This is a genomic window from Hydrogenophaga sp. (assembly GCF_022844385.1).
In the GTDB taxonomy this organism is placed as follows: domain Bacteria; phylum Pseudomonadota; class Gammaproteobacteria; order Burkholderiales; family Burkholderiaceae_C; genus Hydrogenophaga.
Map to the genome: position 1 here is coordinate 1 of NZ_JALHLX010000081.1, position 15844 is coordinate 15844.

Consider the following 15844-nt stretch of genomic DNA (forward strand, 5'->3'; position numbering starts at 1 on the left):
GATTGCCGCTGTAGTCCTCGATGTTCGCGCCCACCACACCAGCACGAATCGCAGCCGCGATGGTTTCTCCAACCTCTTCAGGGCTCGCACCGTAGCCCGACTGGAGATCGGCGGAGACAGGAAGTGGACTTGCCGCAGCAATGGACCCCACGCGATCCAGCATGGTCTCCCTGCTCACAGCAGCTTCTTGATCAGGGAATCCCAGCGAGAAAGCCACGCCTGCACTCGTAGTGGCGATAGCGGGAAAGCCGCAGGACGCGAGCATCAGCGCACTACCAACGTCCCAAGCGTTGGGCATCAGAAAGATGGCCTCGGCAGTGTGCAATTGCTGGAACCGTAGACCCCGTTGGATTTGGCTCATTATGGCCATCCTAGTCGCCGAAGTTGGTGGCGGGTACTTCAGTCGGTATCGTGCGTATGGGCAATCTCGCCCAGACACCGCATCAACTTGTCGTAAAGCGTGCGCCCTGTTGTCGGGGGAGGTATGCCACACACCCATGTACTTCCTGCCGTTTTTGCGATTTGGTAGAGCGCCTCACTTTTCGACCATAACCAGCGCATGCACAGATTCGTCGGTGTCGAAAAACGGCTCACGTTGCTTGCGTGGTTGCTTTAGGCAGCGCGTTCGAATCTCCTCGGGACGATTCAAGACAGGTTTACCGGGCAAACGCTCCGCAACTCCTATGTGGCCGTGTCAACCGCGCGTTGTTCCGGATCTGTTCACCTACTCGCCAAAACGGAGTAGATAGCTACCCCCAGATTCTGAGAGTGAAGTGGTGCAAGGCGATGTCTTCAACAAAGACGATTTGTACGAGGCATTAAGCAAGCACAGAGTGGGAATAGCGATCAATTCCAACGATCCTTCAACCCCGTCACCCGGTTGAACACCACTTTCCCGCCCACCCCGTGGTCCGCACGGTCGGCCACGAAGTAGCCGTGGCGCTCAAACTGGAATTTCTGGTCTGGCTTCGCTGCAGCCAGTGAAGGCTCCACAACCGCCGTCACCACCTTCAGGCTGTCGGGGTTCAGCGCGTCCAGGAAGTTCTTGCCGCCCGCGTCGGGTTGCGGGTCGGTGAACAGGCGGTCGTACAGGCGCACTTCGGCGCTCACCCCGTCGGCGTTGCCCACCCAGGTGATGGCGGCTTTGGCCTTGACGCTGTCGGCGCCGGGGGTGCCGCTCTTGGTGCCGGGGATGACCTTGGCGTGCACTTCGGTCACTTTGCCTTCGGCGTCTTTGGCGCAACCCGTGCATTCGATGACGTAGCCGCCTTTGAGGCGCACCACGTTGCCTGGGAACAGGCGCTTGTAGCCCTTGGGCGGCACTTCTTCAAAGTCTTCGCGTTCGATCCACACGTCCTTGCCGATCTTGAAGACGCGGTCAGGCGGCGGCGTCTGGCCTTCGGCAATGGTGCTGTGGGGCAGGGCGGGCTGGGTGCAGTCTTCGGTGTAGCCGTCAGAGCCGAACACTTCGGCCCAGTTGGTGAGCACCAGCTTGACGGGGTCAAGCACGGCCATGCCGCGGTGGGCCTTGTTTTCCAGGTCTTCGCGCAGGCAGCCGTCGAGCGTGCTGTAGTCGATCCAGGAGTCGCTCTTGGTCACGCCGATGCGTTCGGCAAACAGCTGGATGGCCTCGGGCGTGTAGCCGCGGCGGCGCAGGCCGACGATGGTGGGCATGCGCGGGTCGTCCCAGCCGCTGACTTTCTTCTCGTTCACCAGCTGCGCCAGCTTGCGCTTGCTGGTGATCACGTAGGTCAGGTTCAGGCGCGCAAATTCGTACTGCCGCGGCGGTGGGGCCTTGAGCAGGCCGCCTTCGCACAAACGCTCCAGCAACCAGTCGTAGAACGGGCGCTGGTCTTCAAATTCCAGCGTGGCGATGCTGTGGGTGATCTGCTCCAGCGCGTCCTCGATGGGGTGCGCGAAGGTGTACATGGGGTAGATGCACCAGGCGTCGCCCGTGTTGTGGTGCGTGGCGCGGCGGATGCGGTAGATGGCCGGGTCGCGCAGGTTGATGTTGGGCGAGGCCATGTCGATCTTGGCGCGCAGCACGGCGGCGCCGTCGGCCAGTTTGCCGTCGCGCATCTCGCGGAAGCGGGCCAGGTTCTCTTCCGGGCTGCGGCTGCGGAAGGGGCTGTCCACGCCGGGCTTGCCGAAGTCGCCGCGGTTGATGCGCATGTCTTCGGCTGTCTGCTCGTCCACATAGGCGTGGCCGGCGGTGATAAGGTATTCGGCCGCGCGGTACATGAAGTCGAAGTAGTTCGACGCGTAGTACAGGTGGCTTTCCTGCTTGCCGTTGAAGTTGGATTCCCAGTTGAAACCCAGCCACTGCACCGCGTCGAGGATGGAGTCCACGTACTCCTTTTCTTCCTTCTCGGGGTTGGTGTCGTCAAAGCGCATGTGGCAGACGCCGCCGTAGTCGCGCGCCAGGCCGAAGTTCAGGCAGATGCTCTTGGCGTGGCCCACGTGCAGGTAGCCGTTGGGTTCGGGCGGGAAGCGGGTGCGGATCTTGGCCGGGTCGGGCTGGCCGGCGTCGTGGAAGGCGGCATCACCCGGGCCGCCGCCCCATTGGCGCTGGGCGTAGGTGCCGGTGGCGAGGTCTTTTTCAATGACCTGGCGCAGGAAGTTTGACGTCCTGAGCGCCTGGCCCTCAATTTCTGCGGGAGCTTGGTGGTGTCGAGAGATGCTGGACGAAAGGGACGGGGGGGGCATGCAGTCATTCTAAGGAGAGGCGGAAGCTCCAAGATAATCAAGGTCTAACCCACAACAGGTGTCACGCGCTTGAACCAAAGCACTCCCTTGCCGAACGCCTCTCTGCTGAACCAGCTGTTACGGTTCACCCCCACGGCGCGCATGTTTTTCTCGGGAAATCTCTGTACCCTGACGCAGGGATCCGAGGCTGACGGCCTCAAGCAGGGGACGATGCACCTGCTGAGTCGCGGCGAGCTGCAACTGACGCGCAAGGGCTTTGCGCCGCTGAACGTGCGGGCGCCCAGCGTGCTGTTGCTTCCCCGCGCGTTGGAGCACTGGGTTCAGGGCTCAGGGCCGCAGGGGGTGGACCTGATGTGCGCCACCCTCAGTGAATTGGCGCCGCCGCTGGACATGATCTTGCCGGACGTCACGGTGATTGACTTGACCGCCACGTCATCGCTGCAGCGACCGGTAGAGCTGCTGTTCGAGGAGGCCGAGGCACGTGCTTTTGGTTATCGGGCAGCGATCGACCGCCTGCTGCAATACACCTTCGTGGTGCTTGTGCGTCACCTGATTGATCGGCAACTGCTGTCCGGCGGTGTGCTGGAGGCCATGGTCGACAGCCGTCTGGGTGTGGTGCTGTCCATGCTGCACGAATCGCCAGAGCACGACTGGACGCTTGACAGCATGGCGGAGCTGGCGCACCTGTCCCGGTCTGCCTTTGCCCTGCGCTTTGTCCAGGTGGTGGGCATACCGCCGTTGACCTACTTGACCCACTGGCGCATGGCGGTTGCCCGCAACCTACTCGCGCAAGGGCAGGCAGTGAAGGCGGTGGCCTCTCAGGTGGGCTACGGTAATGCCACCGCATTCGCGCGAGCGTTTCAACGGGCCTCGGGGCAATCGCCCAGCGCTTGGCAGATGGAGCATCTGAGTCAGCCGTAGGTCCATCGCGCCCTGGTTCTGGACGATCGGTGGCGTGATGCGGACGCCGAATGCCGTTGTGCTGTGCCGAACGGACCCGACTTCAGGTTCAATGCCTTGAGGCAGAACTTTGAAGGAGATCACGATGAACCCGAGCGAAAAAGCAGTCCTGGCCGGCGGTTGTTTCTGGGGCATGCAGGACCTGGTGCGCAAGCTGCCTGGCGTGTTGCGCACCCGTGTGGGCTACAGCGGCGGCGATGTGCCCAACGCCACCTACCGCAACCACGGCACCCACGCCGAGGCGTTGGAGGTGGAGTTCGACCCCACGCAGACGAGCTTTCGCGACCTGCTGGAGTTCTTCTTCCAGATCCACGATCCGAGCACCCCGGGGCGCCAGGGCAATGACCGCGGCAGTTCCTACCGGTCGGCCATTTTCTACACCTCGGACGAGCAGCTGGCCACGGCGCAGCAGACCATTGCCGATGTGAATGCCTCGGGTTTGTGGCCGGGCAAGGTGGTCACCGAGCTCGCGCCCGCGGGGCCGTTCTGGGAGGCCGAGCCCGAGCATCAGGACTACCTGGTCAAGCACCCCAACGGCTACACCTGCCACTACCCCCGTGCGGGCTGGAAGCTGCCGCGACGCGAGATCGGCTGACGGCCAACGCTCAAGAACGGTGGGGGTCGGCGCGCCAGTGGGCGGGCCGACCCGGTGTGTCTGTTTTTTTCCTGAGGAGATGGTGATGCAATCCCGGTGCATTCAACAGGCGCCCGAGCTGCGGGTGCCGTGGTGGATCGACGGCGAAGGGCGCAGCATGGCACCGCTGAAGCTGTCCGATCTGGGCGACGGGTTCAAAGTGATCTTCTGCTTCCAGCACTGGTGTCCGGGCTGCCACAGCCATGGCTTTCCGACCCTGCAGAAGCTGATCAAGGCGTTGGGCGATCGCGGCTTCGCGTTTGCCGCGGTGCAGACCGTGTTCGAGGGCGCCGAGTCCAACACCTTCGAGCGCCTGCGCGAGACGCAGTTGCGCTACGGCTTGAACATTCCGTTCGGACACGACCCTGCGATCGGACGCGCGTCGTCGCTCATGGCGGACTACGGGACGCGCGGCACGCCGTGGTTTTTGGTGATCGATCCGCTGGACGAGGTGCTCTACAGCGACTTCGAGCTCGACGAGCGGCAGCTGATCGGGGCGTTCGGCGCTTCGAACGATGGTCTCAAGGCGGCCTGAAGTCATGCGTGCGTCCACACCAAAGGCCGTGTCGGAGCCGAAGACGCCGGGGACGGGCCCGGCGTTTCGGCTGCCGTTTGACAACAGCTTCTTCCGGGACATGCAGGGGTTCTATGTGCCTTGGAAGCCCGAGCCGTCCCCGGCCCCGGCCTGGGTGCAGTTCAACGACGCCCTGGCGCTGGAGCTGGGGCTGGAGCCGGCGACGCTGAAGTCTGCGACCGGTCTGGCGTGGCTGTCCGGCGTGGAAATGCCGGCTGAGGCGGCGCCGCTGGCGCAGGCCTACGCGGGACACCAGTTCGGCCAGTTCTCGCCACACTTGGGGGATGGCCGCGCCTTGCTGCTCGGGGAACTCATCGACACGGCAGGACAGCGTCGGGACCTGGCCCTCAAGGGGTCGGGCCGTACGCCGTTTTCGCGCCGTGGCGATGGCAAGGCGGCACTGGGCCCGGCGCTGCGCGAGTACCTCATGGGCGAGGCCATGCACGCGTTGGGCATTCCCACGACGCGTGCGCTGGCGGTGATCCGGACCGGTGAGCGGGTGAACCGCGAGGGCTCGCCCCCCGGGGCGATCTTGGTGCGCGTGGCGGCCAGCCACTTGCGGGTGGGCACTTTTGAGTTCTTCGCGGCGCGGGAGGAGGAGGTGATGCTTCGGCGGCTGCTCGACTATGCCGTGGCGCGGCATGACCCCGCCCTCGCCAAGCTTTCCGACAAGCCCATTCCGATGCTGGAGGCCGTCTGTGAGCGGCAGGCGCAGCTGATTGCACGCTGGATGGGCGTGGGCTTCATCCACGGGGTGATGAACACCGACAACATGAGCATTTCGGGCGAGACCATCGACTATGGTCCGTGTGCGTTCATGGAGGGTTTCGATCCGGCCACGGTGTTCAGCTCGATCGACCGTCAGGGGCGATATGCCTACGGCCAGCAGCCGGCCATGGCGCAATGGAACCTGGCCCGTCTGGCCGAAGCGTTGCTGCCGGTTCTGGACGCCCGCGATATCGACGTCGTGGAACGGGTGGAACAGGTGGTGGCCGGGTTTGCCGTGCGCTTTGACCGGCATTGGACCGGGCAGCTGCGCGCCAAGCTGGGCTTGGCCGCTGAAGAGCCGGACGACCGCGCCCTGGCGGACGACTTCCTGCAGCTGCTGCAGCGGGAAAAGGTGGACTTCACGCTGGCGTTCCGCCTCCTGTCCGACGCCATCACGGGGCCGGATGCCGCACTGCACGACCTGTTCGGACGGGAGCGCCCGGCGCTCTCGGACTGGCTGGCGCGCTGGCGCCAGCGCATGGCCCGGGAGGGAAGGACCTTGCAGGACTGCGCCGCAACGGCGTGGTCGGTCAATCCCTTCGTGATCCCGCGCAATCACCAGGTGGAGGCGGCGCTGTCGAGTGCCGTGGACGAGGCCGACCTCGGTCCGTTCGAGCGCCTGCTGGCGGTGCTGGGGCGGCCGTACGAGACGGTGGAGTCCGCGCGGCCATTCACGCTGCCGGCCTCGCCCGAAGTGGCCGCAGCCCACCGCACCTTCTGCGGCACCTGATTGGGGTACCCAACGATTTCTGAAAGGAGACTTCGCATGACCACAACGAAACAGGAACCCGGTGTCCTTGGCGAAGCGGCCGCTCCCCTGGGTGTGACCCGGTGGGTGGACGCGTCGGGCCAGGCGCTGGAACACTTCGACCTGGACCGCATGCCCGGCCGGTTCAAGCTCATCTTCTGTTTTCAGGACGCCTGCCCGGGGTGCCATGCGACCGGCTTTCCGGCGCTTGCCCGGGTGGTCGACGCGTTTCGGGGGAGCGACTTCGTCGGGTTCGCCGCAGTCCAGACCGTGTTCGAGGACTTCGGTTCGAACACCTGGGAGCGCATGCTGGCCAATCACTCCCGCTACGCGCTGGGCATTCCCTTCGGGCACGACGCCGGTGACGAACAGGACGGCGCGGGTTCGGAGCTGATGCGCCGCTACCGCAACGGCGGCACACCCTGGTTCATCCTGATCGATCCCGATGGCAGAGTGGTCTACAACCATTTCCGAATCGACGCCGACAAGCTCGTCACCTTTCTCAAGCGGCTGGAAAACGAACCGGCGGCACCGGAGCCTGGGCCCGACATGTTGACTTGGAAAGGAGTGATTCAACTGGTGGAAACGGGCAACCCGACGCCACCGCGCCGAGTTGAGCGCAGCGAAGCCGAGTGGGCCCAACAGCTGACGCCCGAGCAGTTCCGAATCACGCGGCTCAAGGGCACCGAACGGGCGCACAGCTCCTCGATGTGTACGCTGTTTTCGCCCGGGATCTACCGGTGCGTGTGCTGCGGCACTGAACTATTCGATGCGTCGACCAAATATGACAGCCGCAGCGGCTGGCCCAGCTTCACGCAGGCCATTGCCCCGGGTCTGGTGGGCTATCACGGAGACAACAGCCACGGCATGGTGCGGGTGGAGACGACGTGCAACGTCTGCGACGCCCACCTGGGTCACGTGTTTCCCGACGGACCCAAGCCCAGCGGTCTGCGCTACTGCATCAACGCCCTGGCACTGGAGAAAGCATGAGCAGCGAAAAGGTAGGCTTCGCTGGCAGCAGCCAGGGTCTGCTGGTGGGTGTCTTGGAACGCCCGGACCATGCACCGTTACAAGCCCTGGCGGTGTTTGCCCACTGCTTTACCTGCGGAAAGAACTCTCTCGCCGCGACCCGCATCAGCCGGGCGCTGGCTCAGCAGGGCATCGCCACGCTGCGCTTTGATTTCACCGGTCTGGGCGAGAGCGAAGGCGACTTCGGGCGCGGTGGCTTTTCGTCCAGCGTGGCGGACATTGTGGCGGCGGTGCACTGGATGCAGAGCACGATCGGCATGCCTGCACTGTTGGTCGGACACAGCCTGGGGGGGACGGCGGCCATCGCGGCGGCTGCCCGCCTCGACGGCATACGGGCGGTTTGCACGCTGGGCGCACCCGCGACGGCCGACCATGTGCTTCGTCACTTCGGTCCGACCAAGTCCGAAGAGGATGGGCAGATCCAGGTCGACCTGGGCGGCCGGGCGTTCAGGATCGCGCCGGCCTTCATTGAAGAGCTCCAGGCCCAAGCCCACGAGAACCCGGTCAAGGGGCTTCGCGCGGCCTTGCTGGTTATGCACGCGCCAAGTGACGCGGTGGTGGACATCGGCGAGGCACAGGACCTGTTCAAGGCGGCCAGACATCCTAAGAGTTTCATCAGCCTGGACGATGCGGACCATCTGCTCACGCGCCCGGCCGATGCGCAGTATGCGGCTGACCTGATTGGCGCCTGGGCCTCGCGGTTTCTGCCGATGCGAGCCGAGCGAAACGATGCGCCGTCGGACCTTCGTGCGGGCGAGGTGTGGGTGGGGGAGCACGATCACGCCTTCTGGCGATCGATGCGAGCAGGTCCGCACCACCTCGACGCCGATGAGCCCAAGGAAGTGGGTGGTGGCGAACGCGGGCCCGATCCTTATGAACTTCTGCTGATGTCGCTGGGCGCCTGCACGTCCATGACATTGCGCCAGTACGCCAAGCGAAAAGGCTATGCGCTCAAGGATGTCCAGGTCAGGTTGCGTCATGAGCGCGCGCACGCGACCGATTGCCAGGAGTGCGGGGATCGCTCGGGACAGGTTGACCACGTCACGCGGCAGCTCCTGCTGAGCGGACCGTTGAGTGAAAGCCAGCGACAGGACCTGTTGCGCATCGCCGATCGTTGCCCCGTGCATCGAACGCTGGAGAACCATCCGGTGATCACCACCACACTGATTCGGGACTGATCCCAACCACACACAAACGAAGGAGACGGAGCATGAGAGCCATCTGGAAAGGCACCACCATCGCTGAGAGCGATGACATCGTGGAAGTTGAAGGCAACGCCTATTTCCCACACGACGCGTTGCGCCCGGAACATTTCAAACCAAGCGATACGCACACCACCTGTCCATGGAAGGGGCGGGCCAGCTACTACGACGTCGTGGTCGGCGAAGACGTGAACGCTGACGCGGCGTGGTACTACCCGTCGCCCAAGGCTGGTGCGGAGGCGGTGACCGGCAGGGTGGCGTTCTGGCGCGGTGTCGAGGTGCGGCCATGAGCGGGGAACAGAGGTTCGACGCGATCGTGATCGGAGCCGGTCAGGCCGGTCCCTTTCTGGGCGCGACACTCGTTGCCCGGGGTATGAAGGTGGCGCTCATCGAGGAGCGTGACCTGGGTGGTACCTGTGTCAATCGGGGCTGCACCCCAACCAAGACCCTACGCAAGTCGGCTCGTGTGGCTCACATGGCGCGCCGGGCCAGCGAATTCGGTGTGCAAACCGGGTCGGTCCAGGTCAACTTCAGGGCAGCGATGGAGCGCATGCAACGCCGGGTGGAGGAGGCTCGCTCTGGCCTGCAGGCCTGGCTGGGCCAGTTGGAAGGACTCACCATCATCAAGGCGCGCGGTCGCCTGGCGGGCCGTGAAGGCGAACAGTTCGTGGTGCTGGCCGGCGAGCATCAGCTGGTGGCGCCCAAGGTGGTGCTGAACACCGGCACACGTCCCTTTGTTCCGCCGGTGCCTGGGCTGGACGAGCTGCCGTTCCTGGACAACGAACGGCTGTTGGCGCTGCGTGAATTACCGTCCAGGCTGGTGATCATCGGCGGTGGATACATCAGCCTGGAGATGGCTCAGATCTTTCGGCGGCTGGGAAGTGAGGTTGCCATTCTGGAAACAGGGCCCCGCCTCACGGCCCGCGAGGACGAGGACATTGCAGCCGCTGTGACCGGAATGCTGACAGCGGAAGGCATCGAAGTGAACACCGGCGTGCGCATTGAGCGGGTCGGCAAGGCGGACAACGACGCTGGCGTGCGGGTGCAGTTGGCTGGTGGCCGCAGCGTGGATGGCAGCCACCTGCTGGTGGCCACCGGGCGAATACCGAACACCGACTGTCTGGGCCTGGAAACGGTGGGCCTGGAGGTCAGTGCGCGAGGCTACCTGGTCACCAACGACCGGCTCGAAACCGCGGTTCCCGGCATCTGGGCGCTGGGTGACATCAATCAGCGCGGGGCCTTTACCCACACCAGCTACCACGATCAGGACATCGTGGCGGAGAACCTGGCCGGAGGGCAACGCAGCGCCGCCGCGCGCGTCGGCATTTATGCCATGTTTACCGATCCTCCGCTGGCCCACGTCGGTCTTTATGAGGCCGACGCGCGAAAACTCGTGACCGAAGGGCGACGCATTTCCCAGGCGGTTCACGCCATGAAGGACGTCAGTCGCGCGAAGGAAGAAGGCGAAACCGTGGGCAAGATCAAGCTCCTCATCGATGAGGACAGTGGTCATTTCCTCGGAGCGACCATGCTCGGGATCCAGTCGGACGAGATCATTCAGGCGATCGGTCTGGTGATGGCCAGTGGCGGCACCTGGAAGTTGGTCCGGGATGCATTGCCCGTTCACCCGACGGTCACCGAGTTCCTGCCCACCATCATTGATCGACGCAAGCCCTTGACCGCAAGTTCTGGGTGAGCCGGAGGACCCACACCATGCCCATCAACCGCTCATTCAGCGGCCGCAATCGCGATGTCCACAACCACGGCGGTCGACTTCCGCCAGGACAGTCCCTGACGGAAGGTTTTCCCGTGCTGACTGCGGGCCCCACCCCAAAAGCCTTGGCGCTTGGCGATTGGCGCTTGACCTTGAAGGTCGGTGTGCGGCCGGTTCGCGTTTGGACCTGGAGCGAATTCCAGGCCCTGCCCCAGACCGAGCAGGTGGTCGATATCCATTGCGTTACCACCTGGTCGAAATTCGACACCCGCTGGCGCGGTGTGACGTTGGACACCTTGTTGCAGGCGGCCGGACTGGAAGCGCCCACGCCTTGGGTGTTGGCGCATTCTCAGGACGGCTACTCCACCAACGTGCCGTTGGCCGATCTGACACAAGGGCGCGCAATGATCGCAACGCACTACGACGACCGACCGCTCGCGCCCGAGCACGGGGGACCGGCACGCCTGTTGGTGCCGCATCTCTACTTCTGGAAGTCGGCCAAGTGGGTCAATGCGCTGCAGTTCAACGAGCGCGACGAGGCCGGGTTCTGGGAACTGCGGGGCTATCACATGCGAGGCGACCCTTTCAAGGAAGAGCGCTATGGATGAGGCTGTTGGTCAACACCGGCTGAGCTGGCAGACCGCACGCATCGATGCGTTGCAGGCACTGACTCCACGCGTCATGCGGGTGGTGCTGCGTCCTGACAGATGGGTTCGCCCGAGGCCGGGCCAGCATTTGGATGTCCGACTGACAGCGGAAGACGGCTATCAGGCACAACGGAGCTATTCACTCCTCTCACCTCCTCAACGTACCGGGCTCTATGAGCTTGGCATTGAGCGTTTGGACGATGGCGAAGTATCCACCTGGTTTCACGACAAGGCCCAGCACGGCGAAACGATTGAAGTCCTCGGACCGGTTGGAGGTCATTTTGTGCTTGACGAGTCGAACACACGACCAGCCTTGCTGATTGGGGGAGGATCTGGCGTCGTTCCCCTTTTGTCCATGGCAGCGCAACGCGTGGGTGCATACAGCCAAGCGCATACAACGCTGTTGGTTGCCGCACGCCATCTTGACGAAGTGTTGCTCTGGCCCACCCTGCAGCGATGGGAAGCGTTTACGCCGCGGTTTCGCAGCCGACTGGCGCTCTCGCGGGATACCTGTGCCCCGCGCGCACAGGACCACGTTGGCCGCATTGATGGAGCCGATGTTGCTTGGGCATTGCAGCAATTGGGTGATGTGGCGACCGAATCTGCGCAGGTTTTCATCTGCGGGCGTAATGACTTTGTCGAGTCCATCGTTCATATGGTCACCGGGCTAAATGTGCCCGAGGTCTCCATCCGCACCGAGCGCTTCGGAAGTTGACTCTCTTTTTTCTCATCTGCCGTGACACCTGAAGACATCCGCCTAACCCGATACGTCTCTGTCCGTTCGCGCAGCGAACGTCTGTGTGCCCCTCTGAGTGCCGAGGACCATGTTCCCCAACCGGTTTCCGACGTCAGTCCGCCGAAGTGGCACTTGGCCCACACCACGTGGTTCTTCGAGACTTTTGTCCTCGCGAAACAACAGCCGGACTATCGACTGTTCCATCCTCTGTATGGCTACCTGTTCAACAGCTACTACGAATCGGAGGGCGCTCACCTGGCACGCCCGCAGCGAGGGAGCTTGAGTCGCCCGACGGTGGCTGAGGTGATGGCGTATCGCGCGCATGTGGACGAGTCCATGCGCCGTATGCTGAAGGAACCACTGGAGCCCGCGGTCGCGGCCTTGGTAGAGCTGGGCATGCAGCATGAACAACAGCATCAGGAGTTGCTGATCACAGACATCAAGTACATCCTGGGCCACAACCCATTGCATCCGGCGTATGACCCTCTGGGCATCGGTCCCCAAGATGTGACGGCCGAACATGATGGAACCTGCCCACCACTGGACGATTGGCTTAGCGTCGAAGGGCAGACGATTCGCATGGGCCACCAGGGGCCAGGGTTCGCCTTCGACAACGAGTCGCCATCGCATTTGGCGCTCATTCAAGGAGTAGACATCCGTGTGGCGCTAGTCACCAATGATGAATACCTTCAGTTCATGCGCGACGGAGGATATCAGCGCCATTCGCTCTGGCATGCGGAAGGCTGGGACTGGGTGCAAACGCTTAAATTCCGTGCGCCGATGTACTGGCAGCCCGACCCTAACCAGCCTGACGGATGGGGTCATTACACGCTCCAGGGGGTGATGCCGCTGACCAGTCAGGCACCAGTCACGCATGTCAGTTACTACGAGGCACACGCTTTCTGCGATTGGGCGGGGTGGCGATTGCCCACCGAGTTCGAGTGGGAAGCAGCGGCAAGCCGGTTCGACTGGGGGCGTCGATGGGAATGGACGCGCAGTGCCTATCAGCCCTATCCCGGTTTTGCCCGCAGCGAGGGCGCAGTGGGCGAATACAACGGGAAGTTCATGGTGAACCAGCAGGTCTTGCGCGGAGCGTCCTGGGCCACATCGCCGGGCCACGCCCGTTTGACATACCGGAACTTCTTTCACGCTCCGTTGCGTTGGCAGTTCACGGGCATCCGTCCTGTTCGCTCGCGGGAGTCCGCATGACTGATCGGGACAGACTGACGGAGCATGTTCTGCAAGGGTTGACGCGACCACAGAAGGCGCTCTCATCCGCTTGGTTCTACGACGATGAGGGCTCGCGCCTGTTTCAGCAGATCATGGCGCTGCCCGAGTACTACCTCACACGCCTTGAGCACGAGCTGCTGCGCTCACGCGCGGATGAGCTTTCCCGGTGGATAGATCCTCGGTGCAGCCCGATCGATCTGATTGAACTGGGCAGCGGCGACGGGGCCAAAACGCTGTCGCTGTGCCAGGCACTGGCGCAACGTGAAGTGGATTGCATCTACAGGCCTATGGATGTGTCCGCACACGCCCTAGCGGATCTGAGCCGCCGCTTTGACACGTACCTCCCCCGCATGGCCATCGAACCGGTGCTGGGAGACTATTTCGAGCATTGGCCTCAGATTGCCGAAGGGCGACGCCAGGTTGCAATGTTGCTGGGCAGCAATCTGGGCAACCTCGACGAACACGGTGCCGTCAAGCTGCTGCAGCGGGTGCATTCGCATTTGCGCCCGGGTGACCTTGTGCTGCTTGGTCTGGATCTGGTCAAGGACCCGGCCATGTTGCGCGCAGCATACGACGATTCACAGGGCGTGACCGCTGCGTTCAATTTGAATCTGCTGACGCGGTTGAATCGCGAGTTGGGCATGGACTTCGATCTGACGAAATTTCGGCACTACGCCAGCTACTGTCCGCTGGAACACGTGGCCAGAAGCTTTCTGGTGAGCCAAGTTGACCAGGTGGTCCACAGCAGAACCCTTGACCGAGGGTTTGTATTCCATGCCGGGGAGACCATCTATACAGAGCAATCCCAGAAATACTCCCTGGCTTCAATCGAACACCTCGCACGCCGAAGCGGGTTTGACAACACCTGCACCCTGACCGACCCCCGAGGCTGGTACGCCATCACCGTCTGGCACCGGCTACCGTTCACCCCAACGCAACAAACGTCGACCTGAAAAAGGAGTCCTAATGAGCAACAAGACCCATCTGCGCCAGACCATGCTGGACCTTGCCGAAGGGCGCCTGCGGTTTGCTGAACAGACCTATGCGCAATACCTGGTCGGTGCGGCGGGCCGCGGAGATGAACCCAGTGAAAGCGATGCGGCGTCGCGGGCCGTCAACAATGCCGCTCTGGCGCAGGCGTTCGAATGCCCCATTCACGATCATCAGGAGGCCCTGGAAGTCTTACGTCAGATCGATTTCGGTCCCCGGGATTCGGTGGAGACAGGCGCCGTGGTTCGCATCGACGGGCGTTGGTTCGTGATTGCGGTTGCTAGCGATGCCTTCCAGTGCGACGGCAACACCTACATGGGAATTTCCACCCAGGCGCCCATCTACGCAGCGATCGCAGATGCCCGAGCCGGTGATGTTGTCAGCTTCCGGCAACGCGAACTGCACATAGAGGAAGTCTTGTGATGCACCTCATTCGAGTCTGAACGATGGGCGGCACGCTGCGCGACTTGGTCCGGCGCTTTCATGGCACAGGTCGACTTGGTGCCATCGTTCTGCGCCCGGATCGCCTCAAGGACGCTGTGTCCGTGCAGGAGGCCAGGGCCGAACCGGGTCTCGGGCTGATTGGCGATCACCGCTCCCTGCGGCTTCGTCAGTCGGATGCGCAACGCCATCGCGAGCTGAGTCTGATCCAGGCTGAGCACCTCAGCTTGCTCGGGGTCTGGACGGGGCAAGCCCCAATTGCCCCGGAGCGTTTGCGGCGCAACCTCGTGATCTCGGGGATCAACATCGCCGCGATGCATTCACCTTTCCGGGAAGAGCGCTTTGTCTGGCGAATTGGCGGTTCGGTCCGCATTGAAATCACGGGGCCATGTCCTCCTTGTTCACGCATGGAGGACGAGCTCGGTGAAGGCGGTTACGCCGCGCTGCGTGGTCACGGGGGCGCCACGGCACGGATCGTCGTAGGTGGCGTGCTACGGGTTGGAGATACCGTTAACCTTGACGTTGAATCCACCGTGGGCTGAGAGCCATGATCGAAGCAGAGCGTACGCCTGGGTTCCTCCATCTTCTCCAGATGACCGGCGGTGCGTCGTGGTTGCACATGTGCATCCACCACCGCGAGACGGAAGGTTTTCTCTCGAGCGCGACCGGCCTGGACAAGCTGATCGCCGCAGCGATGGTCTCTGAAGATACCCGGTCGCGGTTGCGCGTCCACGGGCAGGGTGTGATGGTTCTGCTCAAAGCGATGCATCTGAGAGCTGATGGAGTGGGGCATCCAGAGGACATGGTGTCCATGCGAATCTGGATTGATGAGCGTCGGGTTATCACGACCCGCGAGGAGGATGTGGATCCCATCCTCGAACTTGCAGAAGACATCTCTCAGGGGCGCGGCCCTGCAACGCCAGGTGACTTCCTTTGCGATCTCATCGAAGAGCACCTCGCGGAAGTTTCCGAGCAGGTCGAGATGCTGGAGGATGGGGTGGATCTGATCGGCGGCCTTCTGGTTCAGCACCAGACGGAAGCGGCATGCCCGAGCATGGCCAATACCCAGACCGCGATCTCTGGCTTTCTTCGTCATCTTGGCCCCCAGCGAGCCGTTCTTCAAACGTTGACAACTCTCGTCGTCCCGCCGCTGAATATAAATCACCGAGGCCGACTGGAGGAGCACCTGAACCAGCTGTTGCGGTTGCTCGAAACGCTGGAGAATTTGCGTGACCGTATCGATATCCTCAGTGACCAGGCAAACCGCATTCAGGAGCGACAGCTGAATCAAAGCTCTTATGTTTTTGCCGTGGTATCCACAATCTTCTTGCCCTTGAACTTTGTCACTGGCCTGTTTGGCGCCAATCTTCTGGGACTGCCGTTCGCAGATGCCACCAATGGCTTCTGGGTGTTGGTAGGTCTTTGCTTACTAATGAGTGTTGGGTTGGTAGCGGTCTTTCGCTGG

At 62.9% G+C, this 15844-nt stretch carries 17 protein-coding genes; 15 read left to right on the forward strand and 2 right to left on the reverse strand.

Annotated features, from left to right (window positions below; all coding sequences use genetic code 11):
• Together Q0C59_RS13280 and Q0C59_RS13285 are read right to left on the reverse strand one after the other, a co-directional pair.
• On the reverse strand, window positions 1-361 hold a 361-nt coding region (locus Q0C59_RS13280; protein ID WP_291216288.1), incomplete at its 3' end, for an isocitrate lyase/phosphoenolpyruvate mutase family protein.
• A gap of 485 nt (window positions 362-846) precedes the next feature.
• On the reverse strand, window positions 847-2706 hold the full coding sequence (locus Q0C59_RS13285) for a glutamine--tRNA ligase/YqeY domain fusion protein (RefSeq protein ID WP_197970338.1): 1860 nt from the start codon (window positions 2704-2706) through the stop codon (window positions 847-849).
• Window positions 2707-2775: 69 nt separating this feature from the next.
• Here Q0C59_RS13285 and Q0C59_RS13290 point away from each other — a divergent pair, with 69 nt between their 5' ends.
• From Q0C59_RS13290 to Q0C59_RS13360, 15 genes are all read left to right on the forward strand, one after another.
• Window positions 2776-3627, forward strand: coding sequence for an AraC family transcriptional regulator (locus Q0C59_RS13290; RefSeq protein ID WP_052157284.1), 852 nt, complete (start codon window positions 2776-2778; stop codon window positions 3625-3627).
• 124 nt (window positions 3628-3751) lie between these two features.
• On the forward strand, window positions 3752-4261 hold the full coding sequence (gene msrA / locus Q0C59_RS13295; RefSeq protein ID WP_008652077.1) for a peptide-methionine (S)-S-oxide reductase MsrA: 510 nt from the start codon (window positions 3752-3754) through the stop codon (window positions 4259-4261).
• An 85-nt stretch (window positions 4262-4346) separates the two neighbouring features.
• The gene (locus Q0C59_RS13300) at window positions 4347-4835 is read left to right on the forward strand and encodes a peroxiredoxin (protein WP_034053978.1); all 489 of its coding nucleotides are present in this window, start codon (window positions 4347-4349) and stop codon (window positions 4833-4835) included.
• Between the two features lie 4 nt (window positions 4836-4839).
• Complete coding sequence (locus Q0C59_RS13305; RefSeq protein ID WP_074423286.1) at window positions 4840-6372, forward strand: YdiU family protein; 1533 nt, start codon at window positions 4840-4842, stop codon at window positions 6370-6372.
• A 567-nt stretch (window positions 6373-6939) separates the two neighbouring features.
• Window positions 6940-7380: a peptide-methionine (R)-S-oxide reductase MsrB gene (gene msrB / locus Q0C59_RS13310; protein ID WP_034054008.1), complete on the forward strand. Its 441-nt coding sequence runs from the start codon at window positions 6940-6942 to the stop codon at window positions 7378-7380.
• A complete protein-coding gene (locus Q0C59_RS13315; RefSeq protein WP_008647313.1) occupies window positions 7377-8597 on the forward strand; it encodes a bifunctional alpha/beta hydrolase/OsmC family protein in 1221 nt (406 codons plus the stop codon). The genes msrB and Q0C59_RS13315 overlap by 4 nt, the downstream gene beginning before the upstream one ends.
• Before the next feature lie 32 nt (window positions 8598-8629).
• The gene (locus Q0C59_RS13320; RefSeq protein WP_034053981.1) at window positions 8630-8911 is read left to right on the forward strand and encodes a DUF427 domain-containing protein; all 282 of its coding nucleotides are present in this window, start codon (window positions 8630-8632) and stop codon (window positions 8909-8911) included.
• Window positions 8908-10317 (forward strand): mercuric reductase, encoded by a 1410-nt coding sequence (locus Q0C59_RS13325; protein ID WP_034053982.1) that lies wholly within the window; start codon window positions 8908-8910, stop codon window positions 10315-10317. Before Q0C59_RS13320 ends, Q0C59_RS13325 begins: the two co-directional genes overlap by 4 nt.
• A 17-nt stretch (window positions 10318-10334) precedes the next feature.
• Window positions 10335-10943: a sulfite oxidase-like oxidoreductase gene (locus Q0C59_RS13330; RefSeq protein WP_008647302.1), complete on the forward strand. Its 609-nt coding sequence runs from the start codon at window positions 10335-10337 to the stop codon at window positions 10941-10943.
• Window positions 10936-11697 (forward strand): FAD-binding oxidoreductase, encoded by a 762-nt coding sequence (locus Q0C59_RS13335; RefSeq protein ID WP_042797684.1) that lies wholly within the window; start codon window positions 10936-10938, stop codon window positions 11695-11697. The genes Q0C59_RS13330 and Q0C59_RS13335 overlap by 8 nt, the downstream gene beginning before the upstream one ends.
• Before the next feature lie 21 nt (window positions 11698-11718).
• Window positions 11719-12927: an ergothioneine biosynthesis protein EgtB gene (gene egtB / locus Q0C59_RS13340; RefSeq protein ID WP_197022694.1), complete on the forward strand. Its 1209-nt coding sequence runs from the start codon at window positions 11719-11721 to the stop codon at window positions 12925-12927.
• Entirely contained in the window at window positions 12924-13901 is a 978-nt protein-coding gene (gene egtD, locus Q0C59_RS13345) for an L-histidine N(alpha)-methyltransferase (protein WP_034053995.1), read from the forward strand. The genes egtB and egtD overlap by 4 nt, the downstream gene beginning before the upstream one ends.
• A 13-nt stretch (window positions 13902-13914) precedes the next feature.
• Entirely contained in the window at window positions 13915-14361 is a 447-nt protein-coding gene (locus Q0C59_RS13350; RefSeq protein ID WP_008647292.1) for a hypothetical protein, read from the forward strand.
• 23 nt (window positions 14362-14384) lie between these two features.
• Window positions 14385-14921 carry an MOSC domain-containing protein gene (locus Q0C59_RS13355; RefSeq protein ID WP_034054001.1) on the forward strand — a complete coding sequence of 179 codons (537 nt, stop codon included), beginning with the start codon at window positions 14385-14387 and terminating at the stop codon, window positions 14919-14921.
• A 5-nt stretch (window positions 14922-14926) separates the two neighbouring features.
• A partial coding sequence (locus Q0C59_RS13360) for a CorA family divalent cation transporter (protein ID WP_291216306.1) occupies window positions 14927-15844 on the forward strand: 918 nt, incomplete at its 3' end.